Raw genomic sequence first — 14240 nt, 5'->3', positions numbered from 1 at the left:
GTTCCTCATTTGTTTGATAAAATAGAGAATAGATAATGTGCATCGTGTTAATCAGATGGAGGGAATGGCCTTGAAGGCAAATAATCAAGTTAAAGATATCATCTATGTTCACAAAAATACGGATCGTCAGTACGTGGTTTCCTATGGAATCAGTTTCAGCGAATTTGCATTGAATGCACGGAAACCCCTAAAGAACTTACTTCTAATTAAGCATCAGTATGAGCATGGTTCTTTCAATATACATACCCATATGGATTATGTGGAGCAGGATGAAATGAAGGAAATATTGAATGATCGGGTGCAAGGATACGGAGACTTCTGCTGGGTCGATTTTGAAGAAGAAGTGGGAGTTAATGAATTGGACGGTCAGGAAATTGCCGAGCTTCTTTATATGGGTCACATCAAACAGCCGTTAAACCCTCCTTTTTATTCCAAGTTAAACAATCGGTATGCCTATCTTTCCCATGATGACGGTTGGTTCAATAAGGTCTATTACCGGGATTTTGAGGATTTCTATCATATGCTTGGAGCGACGGTTTCATCAAAGTTGAACACGGTCAAAGGCGGAAAAGGCCTATTTGGCATGAAGAAGGAGAAAGCCTATCCCCTCATCGGAAAAGAAGTCATCCATTCATTTAAGGATAAATTAAAAGAAGGAATGGTCATTTCTTTAGAAAAAGCCATCGTAAGCCGAGGGAAAATCGAAATTCCAATATGGGTGATTGGGGATTATTACGACATGGACGAGATGGCAGAGGATTATAAGCGCATCTGCAAGTCCCCTGCCAACGGATTATTATCCTATGATCGTAAAACGAAAAGCTGGAGTGCATTACTTCGATGATAGGTGACGGGTTGGTGCATTTACAGTTTCAGGACACCCTCGTTCAGGCTGTATTTCTCAATCGATTGAATCGTTTTGTGTTAGAGTGTGAACTTCCAACAGGAACTAAAGAAAAGGTACACTTGCCTGACCCGGGCAGATTAAAAGATTTATTGGTCTCAGGAGGTCCGATCTGGCTACAGGAATCCACAGATCCCAAACGGAAAACCAAATGGTCAGCGGTCATGACGTATGATCCCTCAGCCGATATATACGTTTCACTGAATACTCACTATCCTAACCGTTTAGTGCACGAAGCCTTGAAGCAGGAGAGGCTTGAGGAACTGAACGAATGGCAGTTGGAAAGAGCCGAGTTTAAGGTCGGCCGTTCACGATTCGACTTCTTACTCACCCATAAACAAAATGATCAAAAATTACTACTCGAAGTGAAAAGTGTCACCATGGTAGAAGACGGAATAGGCAAATTTCCCGATTCCGTAACGGCAAGAGGAGCAAGGCATGTTGAGGAATTGACCCATTTACAGGAGGACGGAAGGTATCAAACGGCTGTTATGTTCATTGCTCAGCGTACCGATTTGCACGGGATTACATCGGCACCTGAAATCGATCCCCTTTTTGCCCGTGTCATGGAAGATGCGGATAGTAAGGGTGTCCGATTTTTCGGAAGAAGCTGTATGGTGACACCGGAACGTATCTCCCTAACTGGGCCATTACCCGTTTACACCAAAAAGGATTAATCATCACTGAGCGTGAAGATTAATCCTTTTTTATATCTAGTCCACATGCACTTCCGTCGCTGCTTTATAGTTCTCGTCCCCCTTGGCTGTTAACCAGACGGTCAATGTATACGTACCGCTTTCGACCTTTGGAAGAACCACTTTCTGAGAAAATTCTTCTCCCTGTTTAATGGTGATTTCCTGTATCGCCTGGGTATACATTTTTTTCTTTGAATCCTTATAAACGACTTCACCCTTTTGATTTTGAAGTTCGAAATCAATGGTCTGTCCCGAGGAGAATACAAAGGTCTTCTCCTGTTCTGTCTGGTTTTTCACAGTATATACATAGACACTCTGTCCGCTTGAGTCCTGTTTCGTTAGTGATGGTTCCATTTTGCCAGCAACAATCCCTTTCTGTACAGAAGCCTCTTCTGACGCATCTGTCTGTTTCTCCACATCGGTCTGTTCTTCGGCCTTTTCATTAGCCTTCCCACAGCCCGCTATTCCCACCATAAAAATGACACACACGAATATCAATCGCAACATGTCCATCCCACCTCCTTACCTTATTAGACATAATTTAAAGAAAAAGGTTACAAGCCTTAACGAATATGGGCACGATGACTTATAACAATGTGCCGAACGAGTTTTTTTTTCCGGTATGGGCATAGATTTACATATGTAAGGCAGATTACTTTTTTATATCCTTAGGTTCAGTACAATTGAATTATACTAATGATAGTTGCTTGCACCCATTTTGCTACTAGGGCAGGTCCTTTTATGTGTAAGCGACCTTCGATTAACGAATTTGAAAGAGCTTTTTTAAACATTCAATCGCAGCAATGAATACGAATAGACTTTTTATAAATATAGCAAAGGAGCAATGTGTATGAAAAAATGGTTAGCTATTATAAGTATTATTTCCTTATTAGTAGTATCTGCTTGTGGGCCTTCAAATGCAACTGATAATGAGGGCATCCCTGATGGAGATTGGGAGCAGGTCACTTCGAAAGCGAAGGGTACTAAGGTGAACATGTTTATGTGGGGCGGCGACGATGGAATCAATCGTTATGTCGATGAGGTGGTTGCTCCTATGCTGAAAGAAAAGAACGATATTGAATTAAATCGAGTCCCTCTGGACACTGCAGAAATTCTCCAGAAGCTTCAAACAGAGAAGCGGGCCGGGAAAGAAAATGGAACGATTGATATCGTCTGGATCAATGGAGAAAACTTTAAAAACGCAAAAGAAAATGATTTGTTGGCAGGTTCCTTTACTGAAAGGCTTCCCAATTATACGAAATATTACGATACAGAAAGTGAAGCATTTCAATACGATTTCGGTACGGAAACAGAAGGATATGAAGCTCCTTGGGGAAAAGTTCAATTTGCATTTTTCTATAATGGTGATAAAGTGAAAAATCCTCCAACAAATTTCGAAGATTTAAAAGGGTTTATCAAAGAGAATCCTGGTAAATTCACTTATCCTAATCCGGCTGATTTCACCGGGAATGCCTTTCTTAGACACCTCCTGTATGAAAAAACCGATTCAGATTTAGCTCAATCCCCTTTTGATAAAGAAAAAGCAGGGGAAATAGGGGAGGACGTTTGGAAAGAGTTAAATGACCTTAAGCCGTATCTGTGGAGAAAAGGAGAGACGTATCCTTCCACTTTGACCGATCTTGATAAGCTCTATAGTCAAGAAGAGGTTTGGATGACAATGGGATACAATGAAGCAAGAGCGGAACATTTGATCAAAGATGGTGTGTTTCCAGATAGCACAAAATCGTTTCTGTTACAGGATATCGGATCGATCGGCAACACTCATTTTCTTTCGATCCCATTTAATAGTCCCAATAAAGAAGGAGCCATGGTAGCTATCAATGAGTTTCTATCCCCTGAAGCCCAGTATGAGAAGGTAAAGCCTGATTATTGGGGAGAAAGCTCACCTATTTCCTATGAAAAACTGGATGATGAATGGAAAAAGAAGTTTATGAGCATCGACCGGGGTGAGAGTGTATTAGAGGCATCTGTCCTAGAAGAAAATTTCATTGGAGAGCTTGATGCTGCCTACGTAGAATGGTTAAAGGAGAGTTGGATCCGTGAAGTGGCTGAAAGTCAATAAGGCACTTCTCCTTCTTCCAGCCATCCTCTTTTTCATTCTTATTCCGGGACTGGGGATCATACTTGCGGTCCTTGAGAGTGTTAGGGACGGGGAGACGATAACATTCCGGCATTATCTGGATTTGTTTGAACAGAATCGGTTTAACACATCCGTTCTATTCAGCTTTACCGTAACGATCATCTCAACCATTCTGGCGCTGATCCTCGGCTTAGGCATCGTGAGGGCATTCGCTCCATTGCTACAGGAAAATAAATATAAGCTTCTCGTTTGGATTCCGATGGTCGTTCCTCACTTCGTGTGGGCCTATCTCGTTTATTTACTCTTTAATCAAAGCGGCTTCCTCTCTAACATCCTTGGAGGAGCGGGGTGGATTGAAGGTCGGAGTCAGTTTCCTTTGCTGGTTCAGGACCGCCATGGAGTCGGGATTATATTGACTTATGTCTGGAAGGAAGTGCCCTTCGTCACCCTGATGCTATTACCGGTGTACGCGACGATTTCGAAAAGGTATAAAGAAGTCGCTTCTTTATTAGGGGCAGGTTCCTATAAAGCATTCTGGGTAGCGGAGTGGCCATTTCTGCTCCCTGTCCTGATCGAAACAGGGTCGATACTCTTTGCCTTCATTTTTACAGCCTTTGAAGTGCCTCAGTTATTGGGAGTGACGTCACCACAGATGCTTGCGATCCTTGCGTATGACTGGTTTTACAGCGGAAATTGGAGTGACCGTCCATTCGCGTTTGCCTCCCTGGTACTCGTGGGTCTAGGGATCGGGTTTGTCATGTGGTTCATTCTATATTTTACAAACAAAAAACGAATGCACATCACAAAAGGGATTCGGAATTAGAGGTGGTTTACATGAGAAAATCGTTATTCTACAGCATATCCCTACTCTTCTTTGTTTTTCCGCTTTTATTTTTAGTATATAAGAGCTTTTTCGGGGTTTGGATTTGGGGAAATCCTGCTCCGGTAGAACCGAGTTTGCGAGCGTGGAAGCTGCTCATGAAGGAAGGGGAGTTCCTGGATTCGATTGGAGTATCCATATGGATTGCTATTGTCGTACTGGCTTTCAATCTGCTGATTGGTCTAACAGCGGGGAAAGTGTTTTCCTTTACATCTTTCAGAGGCAAATCAATGATGGAAGCCCTCTTGTTGCTCCCGCTATTTCTCCCTGTCCTGATTGTTGCCATCGGACTTCATATTACGTTCATTCGATATGGCCTTTCAGATCACTGGACGGGAGTGGCCCTTGTTCATTTGGTACCAACGATACCGTATAGTATCAAAATGTTTAAATCAGGATATGAGCGGATTGGGACAAAATTAATGGAACAATCCACCATACTAGGGGGCAATGCGTTTCAACGCTTTTATCATATTGAATTGCCGTTGCTTCTTCCAAGCATTCGCAGTGTATTATTTCTCACCATTGTCATCAGCTTGAGTCAATATGTGCTTACAGCGATTATTGGCGGAGGGAATGTCGTAACATTGGCGATGGTCTTTTATCCTTTTACCAACACGGCAGATGAAGCGGTAATGGCCGCGTTCTCCCTCGTGTTCGCACTCATTCCCATCATGTTATACATCATTCTGGAAGGGTGTTTGAAATTCATTCTCCCTTATCAGCACCTAGGCGGGAGGAAGTTGCATTGAGTTCATATATCGACATCAATCAAATATCGAAAACATTTAAGGATAAAGAGATTTTAACAAACGTCACATTCTCTCTGAAAAAAGGGGAAATTCTCTCGGTGGTCGGGGCCTCCGGTTCTGGAAAGTCCACCTTTCTTCGCATTTTAGCTGGACTAGAGTCCGCTACAACAGGGAAAATGATAATCGATGGGAAGGATATTTCATCCATAAAGCCTCAGAATCGACCGATTGGAATGGTCTTTCAGCAGCCTTTGCTATTCCCTCATATGAATGTCCTTGAAAATGTCATGTACGGGTTAGAGATGAAAGGGAAGAGTAAAGGTGAGAATAAGCAGAAAGCAAAGGACTATATTGAAAGAGTCGGTCTTGGGGGAGTCATGCATCATTATCCATCCGAGCTTTCAGGCGGACAGGAACAAAGGGTATCACTCATCCGTTCCCTCATCTTAAAGCCTAAACTATTGCTTTTAGATGAACCTTTCAGCAGTCTTGACCTAAAGCGAAGGAAAGAGCTGAGACAATGGATGCGGACGATGCTGAAAGAAGAAGAAACCACAGTGCTTTTTGTGACCCACGACCGGGATGAAGCATATGAAATGGGAGATCTGATAGGGGTTTTGAATGAAGGAAGCTTCCTTCAAATCGGGCCTCCAGAAGAAATCTATTATCGCCCTCGCTCTCCATTTGTCGCTTCTTTCATGAGTGATGGGCTCGTTCTTCAACAGCAGCAATTCATTCACGCATCCCATCTCAGCGTGTCCTCAACCGATCAACATCTTCCCTTTCCAAATTGGAAGGGAACCGTGCTCCAAAAATTATTCGTGGCAGGGACCAATATCTATGAAATATGGGTAGAAGAACTGAACCAGAAGCTGAATCTACCACTTGAAATGAACACATCCAACGAAACGATTTGGCTTTTCGGGATGAAAGAGAACATTCAAACGTTTCAGAAAGAGGAATAGGAGGGAAGAATGATGAAGAAGAAGGAAATCGGTAAGATTTTACTATTCATTGCTAGTTTACTGCTCCTCATGTGGCTTAGCCGAAATTTCTTTCATGTGAAGCCACTTGATATCAGGGATTGGATTGTATCATTTGGCATTTGGGCACCGATTGTTTTTGTTGTTGTCTATACCATCCGTCCATTGATCCTCTTTCCTGCTTCCATCCTGTCATTGGCTGCAGGTCTTGCCTTCGGTGCATGGGAAGGCTTCATTTATATTATTCTCGGAGCGTTGGGAGGCGCAACGGTTGCCTATTATGCAGCAAGTTATCTGGGAGAGAAACTAGTGAGAAAACCATCTCCCCGCATGCTGAAGATACGTGAGAAGATGGAGGAGAACGGCTTCATTTATGTCCTCCTATTACGACTTGTACCTTTTTTGAACTTCGATCTCATCAGTTATCTTGCGGGAATGGGGAAAGTACGATACATTCCGTTCATTACCGCCACGGCCATCGGAATTTTACCAGGTACGTTTGGGTATGTCTTTCTGGGGTCAAGCTTGGTAGGAGAAGATCGGACGAATTTATATATTGCAATCGCATTTTTCTTATGTATGATTATCCTCCCGTTCATTTTTAAAAAGAAGATGAAAAGCTGGTTGGGATTATCGAGTAAAGATGAGAAGTAAAGGATGGGGAACACATGTTAGACACGCATGCCCGTAAGTGGGTGCAGCCAAGTATAGAGGGAACGGCCCGGCAGTTACTGAAAAGAGGATTTTCTGCCAATCAAGTGACGGTGAGCGCATTTCTAGTAGGTTCGACGACTGGTCTTGTCTATTACCTTGGGTTTCCGATCATAGCTGTCCTCTTATTATGGCTATCCGGCTTCTTGGACGCGGTCGATGGTACCATGGCCAGACTCACCAAACCTTCTCCATTCGGGACGGTCATGGATGTGACCTTTGACCGGATTGTCGAGATCAGTGTCATCCTAGGAGTTGCCCTTTTACATCCCGACATCATGTGGGCTCTCCTGTTACTGAGTGTCTCGATCATCATTTCCATGACGATCTTCCTAACAGTCGGCGCCGTCTCAGAGAAACAAGGAATGAAATCCTTTTTCTATCAGGCAGGACTTGCTGAAAGGACGGAAGGCTTCATTCTATTTAGCATCATGATGCTACTACCATCCATCGTCCTGTGGACCACCTTATTATTTTTTGTTGTGGAGTTGTATACGGGCTTGCAGCGATTCTTAGAAGCGAAACGATTACTTTCATAAGGAGAGATACAGATGAACCAATACGATTTAATTGTAATAGGAGGCGGAGCCGGCGGACTGACCGTCGCGTCCGGAGCTGCTTCTCTTGGAGCAAAAGTGGCACTCATCGAAAAAAGCGGCTTACTCGGCGGAGACTGCCTTCACTTTGGCTGCGTACCGTCCAAAGCCTTTATCGAATCGGCTAGGGAAGTGGCAACGATTCGGAGAAGCACGGACTATGGTTTCGAAACAAAAGGCTCAGTTGATATGAAGAAGGTGAAGGAGAGAGTCCAAGATGCCATCGCTCATATCCAAGAGCATGATGACCCCGACCGCTTCCTCCAATTAGGAGTCGATATTTACTTCGGAGGAGCAGAGTTTCTGGATCCTCACACCATTCTAGTGGAAAAAGAGGACCGGATCTCCGGGAAGAGAATAGTCGTGGCCACAGGGTCAGGTCCCCTCATCCCTGAAATCGAAGGCATAGAGGGCGTTGAATACCATACGAATGAAACAGTATTTGAAGTGGATGAACTGCCACGTCGCGTCGTATTCATCGGAGGGGGACCCATCGGTTTAGAGCTTGCCCAAGCATTTTCTCATTTAGGATCAGAAGCCGTAGTCCTTGAAAAGCATGATGAGGTTCTCGTGAAAGAAGATAAAGAAATCCAGGAAATGGCAACAGGTTTATTGGAAAAGGACATTCAGTTCGTGTATGGAGCGGATATCAAGCTGGTTTCAGAGTCTGATGGCCAGAAAATGGTTCATTATGTGCAAGAAGGTGAAGAGCATTCTGTCGAGGGAGACCTATTATTCCTTGCAACCGGACGCAAGCCTGGTACAGAATCGTTAAACCTGTCAGCGGCCGGAGTGGAAGTGGACGACCGGGGCTTTATTAAAGTTAATGATGAACTGAGAACGAACCATCCCCATATTTTCGCCATTGGGGACGTCAATGGCCGATATCCATTTACACATGGAGCGGGAATGGAAGGAAAGCTCGTCGTCCAAAATGCCGTGTTTGGATTAAAGCGGAAAGTGTCATACAACAAACTACCTTGGACAACCTATACGACACCAGAAATCTTTCATATTGGATTGACCGAGGAAGAAGCAGGGGAACAAGGAATAGAATATAAAGTTTATAAGAAAAGGTTAGACGAAGTCGATCGCTTCGTCGCCGATCACCGTACAGAAGGAATGGTGAAAATCATCACCGATGCAAGCGGTAAGATCCTCGGCGCTCACGCAATCGGGTCCGGTGCCGGTGACTGGATGCAACCTGTCATCTTCGCGATGGAAAAAGGGAGCAAAATCGGCGCCCTCTCCAACATGGTCTACCCATACCCGAATCACGCAGCCGCGGTCCAGCAGACAGCAGATCTGTACTGGAGAGAAAAACTGTTCGATGGTGTGCTGCCTGTGATTAGTAAGAAGTATGTGGAGTTGTTTAGGTAAGGTGTTGCAAGGAGCGCGACTGCTGGGAGGCGGTTGCGTTTTTTTGGTGTGGGGGTGTGATGGTGCTGGTGATGGTGTTCACAATTTGGCCCAATGAATGGTGAAAGTGGCCCAATGAATGGTGAAAGTGGCCCAATGATACCCGGAAGTGGCCCAATAAATGCTAAAAGTGGCCCGATAAACGTAGAAAGTGGCCCAATAAACTACCAAACAACACAAACGACACATTATATTTGGAAAAATAAAGGGTTTTTCAAGCAAATGTCGAATAGATTAAGTAACAAAACAAAGGAGTTGATAAATTGAACGTAAAAAAAAGGGAGATTCCACGGAGAATCTTAATGAATGAAGCATTAGTAGAAAGACTGCTGCCAACTCATGCCATATGGCAAATCGTAAAGACAGATTTAGCCAAACGAAAAGCCGGTTACAGAGGAGAATTACAACTGGACTATCACCTGAAGTTTATATCTGAAGATAAGAATATACTCATCCTTCATGACCTCCGCCTCGAAATAGACGGTCGTTATTTTCAAATCGATACCCTCATCTTAACTCCGCAAGTCTTCATCATTTTAGAGGTCAAAAACATTGCTGGAATTTTCACATTAGATTCGAGGTTCGACCAAGCTATACGAAAGCTTGAGGATAAAGAAGAAGCGTTCGGTCATCCTGTTACCCAGGTTGAGCGCCAGAAGAAACAATTGGTTCGTTGGTTTGAAAAAATGAAGATCCCCTCCATCCCAATTGCCACACTAGTTGTCATGACTAATCGATCCACAGTTCTAGAGACCGCTTCTCCTCATGAGAAATACAATAATGTGATCAGGGTGGAAAATGTAGAAGCGTGGATTCTATCTCTGCTTTCACGACATCGAAACGAGCATATTCCTATGAAACAAGTAAAGAAATTCTCCAATTTAGTAGTGAAAAAGCACACACCCCTTATAGTTTTTCCTCAAGAAGTATATGGGGTTTCCCCAAGTGAGATATTATCAGGGGTACAGTGTGCGGAATGCCGCCACCTTCCTATGATCAGGAGATATGCTCACTGGGAATGCCAGAAATGTGGTGGGAAATCAAAAGATGGTCATATATCTGCCCTCAAGGACTATTCCCTATTAATATCTCACCAAATTACCAACAAGCAGGCAAGGACCTTCCTCCACCTGAAATCGAGAAAGATTGCCTATAAAATCCTTATGTCCATGCAGCTCTCATCAACAGGTGTAACAAAAGAAAAGTCCTACCACCTCACCCCTCATATCTCCCAACAAAACGCACATCAATCCAATTCTTCAACCGCCAAGCCCAACCACTGACCAATGAAAACGATCCGAAGTTTAAGAACCCTTGTTTATTCCCAATCGACATAATCGCAAGATAGCGCTTCTGTGGTTCAAAGGGAATGATTTTTCCTTTGGCTACTGCTCCGCGAAGATTCTTCCATAGAACAGGGCCTTGTCTTACCGCTGTCACCCCGTTTTTCGGGAGTTCGGGGAAATCTTTCAAGGTGGCACAGTCTCCGGTTCCGAAGATGTTGGGATATGCGACGGATTGAAGGTAGCTGTTCACCAGGAGAAAACCCTTATCATCTGTCGGTATTATGCTGCTCCCGAATAGGGGAGGTGCTTTGGGTCCGCCGAGGAAAATCACTTCGTCGAAATCAAGGATCTCACCTTTATCTGTATGTACTTGAGTAGCTTTTACGATTTCCACGCGTCCTTGATGAAGGTTGATTCCTTTTGAAAGAGTAACGTCCTTCATTTTTTCAGAAGAATACGTGCCGGCTTTCTCTAAAAGGGGTGAGGAATGAACGACTGTGATGGAGTGGTTCTCATGCCCATGTACCATCTTCCACGCCTTCAACGATAGAGCCATTTCAATGCTTGCCGCACCTCCCCCGATAAAGACGGTTTTCTGGCTCTGATGCAGTTTTTCTATTTGTTCAGGGAAACGATAGTTTGGTTTGATGGGAAGATTGTGTTCGTGTAAGCCTTGAATATCCAATGAATCATTACGGGATCCGATGTCGAAGGAAACGAAATCGTAGGTGAAGATGTCCCCTTTGTCCGTGAGAAGATGTTGTTGATCAGGGTCAATCGAAAGAACAGTACTTTCGACAAATTCACATCCGGACCCTTCGCACAGGTTCTCTAAATCGATGCGGGTTTCTTCTAATGAATACATTCCTTCTGTGTAACCGGAAAACATCCCGGAATAGTATTGATAACGGGAAGGTGAAATGAGAATCCATTTCACGCTTTCATCCTGATATTGTTTGTGTTTTTTTAAGCAGTATAGGTGGGTATGTCCGCCACCGACTAAGATGATCGTTTTCATCATGAAACTCCTTTTAGAGAGAGCGTTTTTCTTCCCATTCTTCCCGAATCATGCCCATCCGAATCGAGTCGTAGTAGACACCATTGTAGTAACGGCATTTGCGCATTCGACCTTCGAGCTCCATCCCGATTTTCTCTGCGGCCTTCATCATCCGTTCGTTTCCAGACCACGTCGTGATGCCAACCCGGCCGATTTCCTTTGTTTCAAAGAGATGGTCGACCCAAAGCGTTAACGCTTCAGTCCCGTATCCGCCGTTCCAGTATGCTGGATCATAGATAATGATACCCGCTTCAAGCCATCTAGTGGGTTCGTAATCCCAATAGTAACTGACCGTACCGATGATGGTTCCGTCCACATCAATGATCCGCTGGAATTCATCGTTACGACTCTTATTTCTTCTAGAGGATTCGATATACTCTTGTCGGGTGACCCATTTATGTTCAAAATAAGGGGCGTCCCATTTCTTCCATTCAGGAGAAGGCTCCCCGTAAATGAAGTCCCAAAGAGTGGGAAGATCTCTTTCTTCTATTTTTCTTAGTGTTACACGTCGACTAGTTAATTTCAATTCATGAGCACTCCTTTAGTATGTTATTATTTCCATTATACAGAAAATAACAATAATAGGAGTGGAGTTCGTTCGGAAAATGATCAGAGAGGTTGATAGGATGAAGCGCATCACGGTAATTGGAAGTAGTTCAATGGACTTGGTGGTCACATCGAAAAAACGGCCCCAAGCAGGTGAAACGGTATTAGGGGAATCATTTACAACGGTGCCAGGAGGAAAGGGGGCCAATCAGGCAGTTGCCGCCGCCCGCCTCGGAGCAGAAGTGTGTATGGTCGGATGCGTCGGAACCGATCATTATGGAACCGAGATCATGGAAAACCTACAACGGAATGGTGTGGATACACGCTTTATGAAAGTGGTGGAAGGGGAGAGTGGTACGGCACATATTGTGCTGTCCGAAGAAGACAATAGTATCATTGTTGTACAAGGAGCGAATGCCCATCTCACTCCGGAAGTCGTGGGAAAGGCGGAAAGCTTGATTGCTGACTCAACCATAGTCCTGATCCAGCAGGAGATTCAGGAAGAAACCGTGGCCTATGTGAGTAGGATTTGCCAACATCACGGAATACCACTCATGCTGAACCCGGCACCTGCCCGTAAAGTGGATAAGGAGATCATCGACGCGGTTGCTTATCTTACGCCAAACGAACATGAAGCATCTATTCTATTTTCAGGAATAGAAGCGAAAGACGCTCTCAAGGCGTATCCCCATAAACTCTTTATCACTGAGGGGAGAAAGGGTGTCCGCTACTTCGACGGTGAACAGGAAGTGGTTGTCTCAACGTATCCCGTACAAGTAGTAGATACAACGGGGGCGGGGGATACATTTAACGCAGCCTTTGCGGTAGCCCTTTCGGAAGGGAAGACCACGAAGGAAAGCCTGCGCTTTGCAAATCGTGCCGCATCCATTTCGGTGACCAAATTCGGTGCGCAAGGCGGAATGCCCACGCGAGAAGAAGTAGAAAGAGCCCTTCAACAAAAGTAAGGTCCGTCCCTCAATTTGAGGGACGGACCTTTGTAGACTAGCTAGCTTTTACTTTCGATACGGGGACTTTCTTTTTTTGGGTCAGTTTGTCCACGATTGATGTGATCGCTCCGTCTCCTGTCACGTTACATGCTGTTCCGAAGCTGTCCTGTGCTAAGTACAGGGCAATCATGAGGGAGGTCATCGTTGGTCCGAACCCGAGCATGGTTTCGAGTAATCCAAGTGCTGCCATAACCGCTCCCCCCGGAACTCCAGGCGCTGCGATCATCGTGATGCCGAGCATCAGAATGAATGGGAAGAGCTGAGTGAACTGCAGTGCTTCTCCCTGTATGAACATGACCGCCATGGCACAGCTGACCAGGGTGATGGTGCTACCAGATAAATGAATCGTTGCAAGTAGCGGGACGGAGAAGTCAGCAATCCGTTCTCTTGCACCGATTTTCTTAGAACGCTCAAGCGTCACAGGTATTGTAGACGCAGAAGACTGTGTGCCTAAAGCTGTGAAGTAAGCTGGAAGCATGCCCTTTATCATAACAATGGGATTTTGTTTTCTCAATGTACCAGCCGCTGTATATTGTAAGGCTAAAAAGACAACATGTAAGAGAATGATCATAACAAATACTTTAGCAAATACTGACATGATGGCACTTACTTGTCCACCTTGTGTCATGTTGGCGAAAATACCAAGGATATGAACCGGTAAGAGAGGAATGATAATCTTCTCAATCACAAGTTCAACGATGTTTCTAAATTCATTCATGCCTTTTTGAAGAGTATCTCCTTTAATGGCAGCCATCCCAAGACCGATTGTGAAGGCAATCAGCAACGCTGACATGACGCCCATAATAGGAGGCATGTCTACTGTGAAGAACCCTTTGAGAAGAGCTTCTTCCGGATTTTCAAATGATTGGGAAGTTTGATTAGCGAGTAAAGTTGGGTAAATAGACTTCGCAACCGTAAAGGCAAGTAGGCCGGCGAGTACCGTGGAACCATATGCGAGAGCTGTAGTTAATCCAAGCAGTCTGCCTGCTCCTTTGCCCATGGATCCAATTCCCGGAGCAATAAATCCGATGATGATTAATGGAATCGCGAATCCGAGGAAGTTGCCGAATAATCCATTGAACGTGGCGAAGATTTTCACGAACCATTCCGGGGCAAATGCTCCGATGATAATACCTAACGCGATTCCTAAAATAATTTTAGGTAATAAACCAAGCTTTCTCATCTGGGTGTCCTCCTTGAAAGTACAAATGTTTTTAATAGGAGGATTATACACCTTGTAGAATGATAATTTAATAGCTTTTTAAATAGGCGAAATTTTAAATGTATTCAGAATAATGATGGT

The 14240-nt window shown here is 44.3% G+C and carries 15 protein-coding genes; 11 read left to right on the top strand and 4 right to left on the bottom strand.

The window, feature by feature from the left end; all coding sequences use genetic code 11:
* Nucleotides 1-70 precede the first annotated feature (70 nt).
* On the top strand, nucleotides 71-844 hold the full coding sequence (locus FGG79_RS18790; protein WP_240794330.1) for a hypothetical protein: 774 nt from the start codon (nucleotides 71-73) through the stop codon (nucleotides 842-844).
* A 14-nt stretch (nucleotides 845-858) separates the two neighbouring features.
* A complete protein-coding gene (gene sfsA, locus FGG79_RS18785) occupies nucleotides 859-1581 on the top strand; it encodes a DNA/RNA nuclease SfsA (RefSeq protein ID WP_171051002.1) in 723 nt (240 codons plus the stop codon).
* Between the two features lie 36 nt (nucleotides 1582-1617).
* Here sfsA and FGG79_RS18780 read toward each other — a convergent pair whose 3' ends face one another.
* Nucleotides 1618-2106 carry a BsuPI-related putative proteinase inhibitor gene (locus FGG79_RS18780; RefSeq protein ID WP_171051001.1) on the bottom strand — a complete coding sequence of 163 codons (489 nt, stop codon included), beginning with the start codon at nucleotides 2104-2106 and terminating at the stop codon, nucleotides 1618-1620.
* A 343-nt stretch (nucleotides 2107-2449) separates the two neighbouring features.
* On the opposite strand from FGG79_RS18780, the gene FGG79_RS18775 reads away from it, so the two are divergent.
* The 8 genes from FGG79_RS18775 to FGG79_RS18740 all read left to right on the top strand — a co-directional run bounded on the left by FGG79_RS18775 (nucleotide 2450) and on the right by FGG79_RS18740 (nucleotide 10324).
* Complete coding sequence (locus FGG79_RS18775) at nucleotides 2450-3682, top strand: ABC transporter substrate-binding protein (protein WP_138781180.1); 1233 nt, start codon at nucleotides 2450-2452, stop codon at nucleotides 3680-3682.
* The gene (locus FGG79_RS18770; protein ID WP_138781178.1) at nucleotides 3660-4523 is read left to right on the top strand and encodes an ABC transporter permease; all 864 of its coding nucleotides are present in this window, start codon (nucleotides 3660-3662) and stop codon (nucleotides 4521-4523) included. Before FGG79_RS18775 ends, FGG79_RS18770 begins: the two co-directional genes overlap by 23 nt.
* Before the next feature lie 11 nt (nucleotides 4524-4534).
* Nucleotides 4535-5332, top strand: coding sequence for an ABC transporter permease (locus tag FGG79_RS18765; RefSeq protein WP_138781176.1), 798 nt, complete (start codon nucleotides 4535-4537; stop codon nucleotides 5330-5332).
* On the top strand, nucleotides 5329-6297 hold the full coding sequence (locus tag FGG79_RS18760) for an ABC transporter ATP-binding protein (RefSeq protein ID WP_171051000.1): 969 nt from the start codon (nucleotides 5329-5331) through the stop codon (nucleotides 6295-6297). Before FGG79_RS18765 ends, FGG79_RS18760 begins: the two co-directional genes overlap by 4 nt.
* Before the next feature lie 12 nt (nucleotides 6298-6309).
* Nucleotides 6310-6969 (top strand): TVP38/TMEM64 family protein, encoded by a 660-nt coding sequence (locus FGG79_RS18755; RefSeq protein ID WP_138781172.1) that lies wholly within the window; start codon nucleotides 6310-6312, stop codon nucleotides 6967-6969.
* Nucleotides 6970-6983: 14 nt separating this feature from the next.
* On the top strand, nucleotides 6984-7565 hold the full coding sequence (locus tag FGG79_RS18750; RefSeq protein ID WP_138781170.1) for a CDP-alcohol phosphatidyltransferase family protein: 582 nt from the start codon (nucleotides 6984-6986) through the stop codon (nucleotides 7563-7565).
* Nucleotides 7566-7577: 12 nt separating this feature from the next.
* On the top strand, nucleotides 7578-9002 hold the full coding sequence (locus tag FGG79_RS18745) for a dihydrolipoyl dehydrogenase family protein (protein WP_138781168.1): 1425 nt from the start codon (nucleotides 7578-7580) through the stop codon (nucleotides 9000-9002).
* Between the two features lie 302 nt (nucleotides 9003-9304).
* Nucleotides 9305-10324 carry a nuclease-related domain-containing protein gene (locus FGG79_RS18740; protein WP_138781166.1) on the top strand — a complete coding sequence of 340 codons (1020 nt, stop codon included), beginning with the start codon at nucleotides 9305-9307 and terminating at the stop codon, nucleotides 10322-10324.
* Here the strand turns inward: FGG79_RS18740 and FGG79_RS18735 are convergent.
* Nucleotides 10257-11345 carry an FAD-dependent oxidoreductase gene (locus tag FGG79_RS18735; RefSeq protein ID WP_171050999.1) on the bottom strand — a complete coding sequence of 363 codons (1089 nt, stop codon included), beginning with the start codon at nucleotides 11343-11345 and terminating at the stop codon, nucleotides 10257-10259. The genes FGG79_RS18740 and FGG79_RS18735 overlap by 68 nt on opposite strands.
* A gap of 13 nt (nucleotides 11346-11358) precedes the next feature.
* On the bottom strand, nucleotides 11359-11910 hold the full coding sequence (locus FGG79_RS18730) for a GNAT family N-acetyltransferase (RefSeq protein ID WP_138781162.1): 552 nt from the start codon (nucleotides 11908-11910) through the stop codon (nucleotides 11359-11361).
* A 100-nt stretch (nucleotides 11911-12010) separates the two neighbouring features.
* Between FGG79_RS18730 and rbsK the strand changes: the two genes are divergently transcribed.
* Nucleotides 12011-12895 (top strand): ribokinase, encoded by an 885-nt coding sequence (rbsK, locus tag FGG79_RS18725; protein WP_138781160.1) that lies wholly within the window; start codon nucleotides 12011-12013, stop codon nucleotides 12893-12895.
* A gap of 37 nt (nucleotides 12896-12932) precedes the next feature.
* Here the strand turns inward: rbsK and FGG79_RS18720 are convergent, their stop codons facing one another.
* Entirely contained in the window at nucleotides 12933-14120 is a 1188-nt protein-coding gene (locus FGG79_RS18720; RefSeq protein WP_138781159.1) for a dicarboxylate/amino acid:cation symporter, read from the bottom strand.
* Nucleotides 14121-14240: the final 120 nt, after the last annotated feature.

Source organism: Bacillus sp. BHET2, from assembly GCF_005938125.1.
Classification (GTDB): Bacteria; Bacillota; Bacilli; order Bacillales; family Bacillaceae_B; genus Rossellomorea.
The sequence above is the reverse complement of the archived record's forward strand: the minus strand, read 5'-3'. Positions and strand labels throughout refer to the sequence as shown.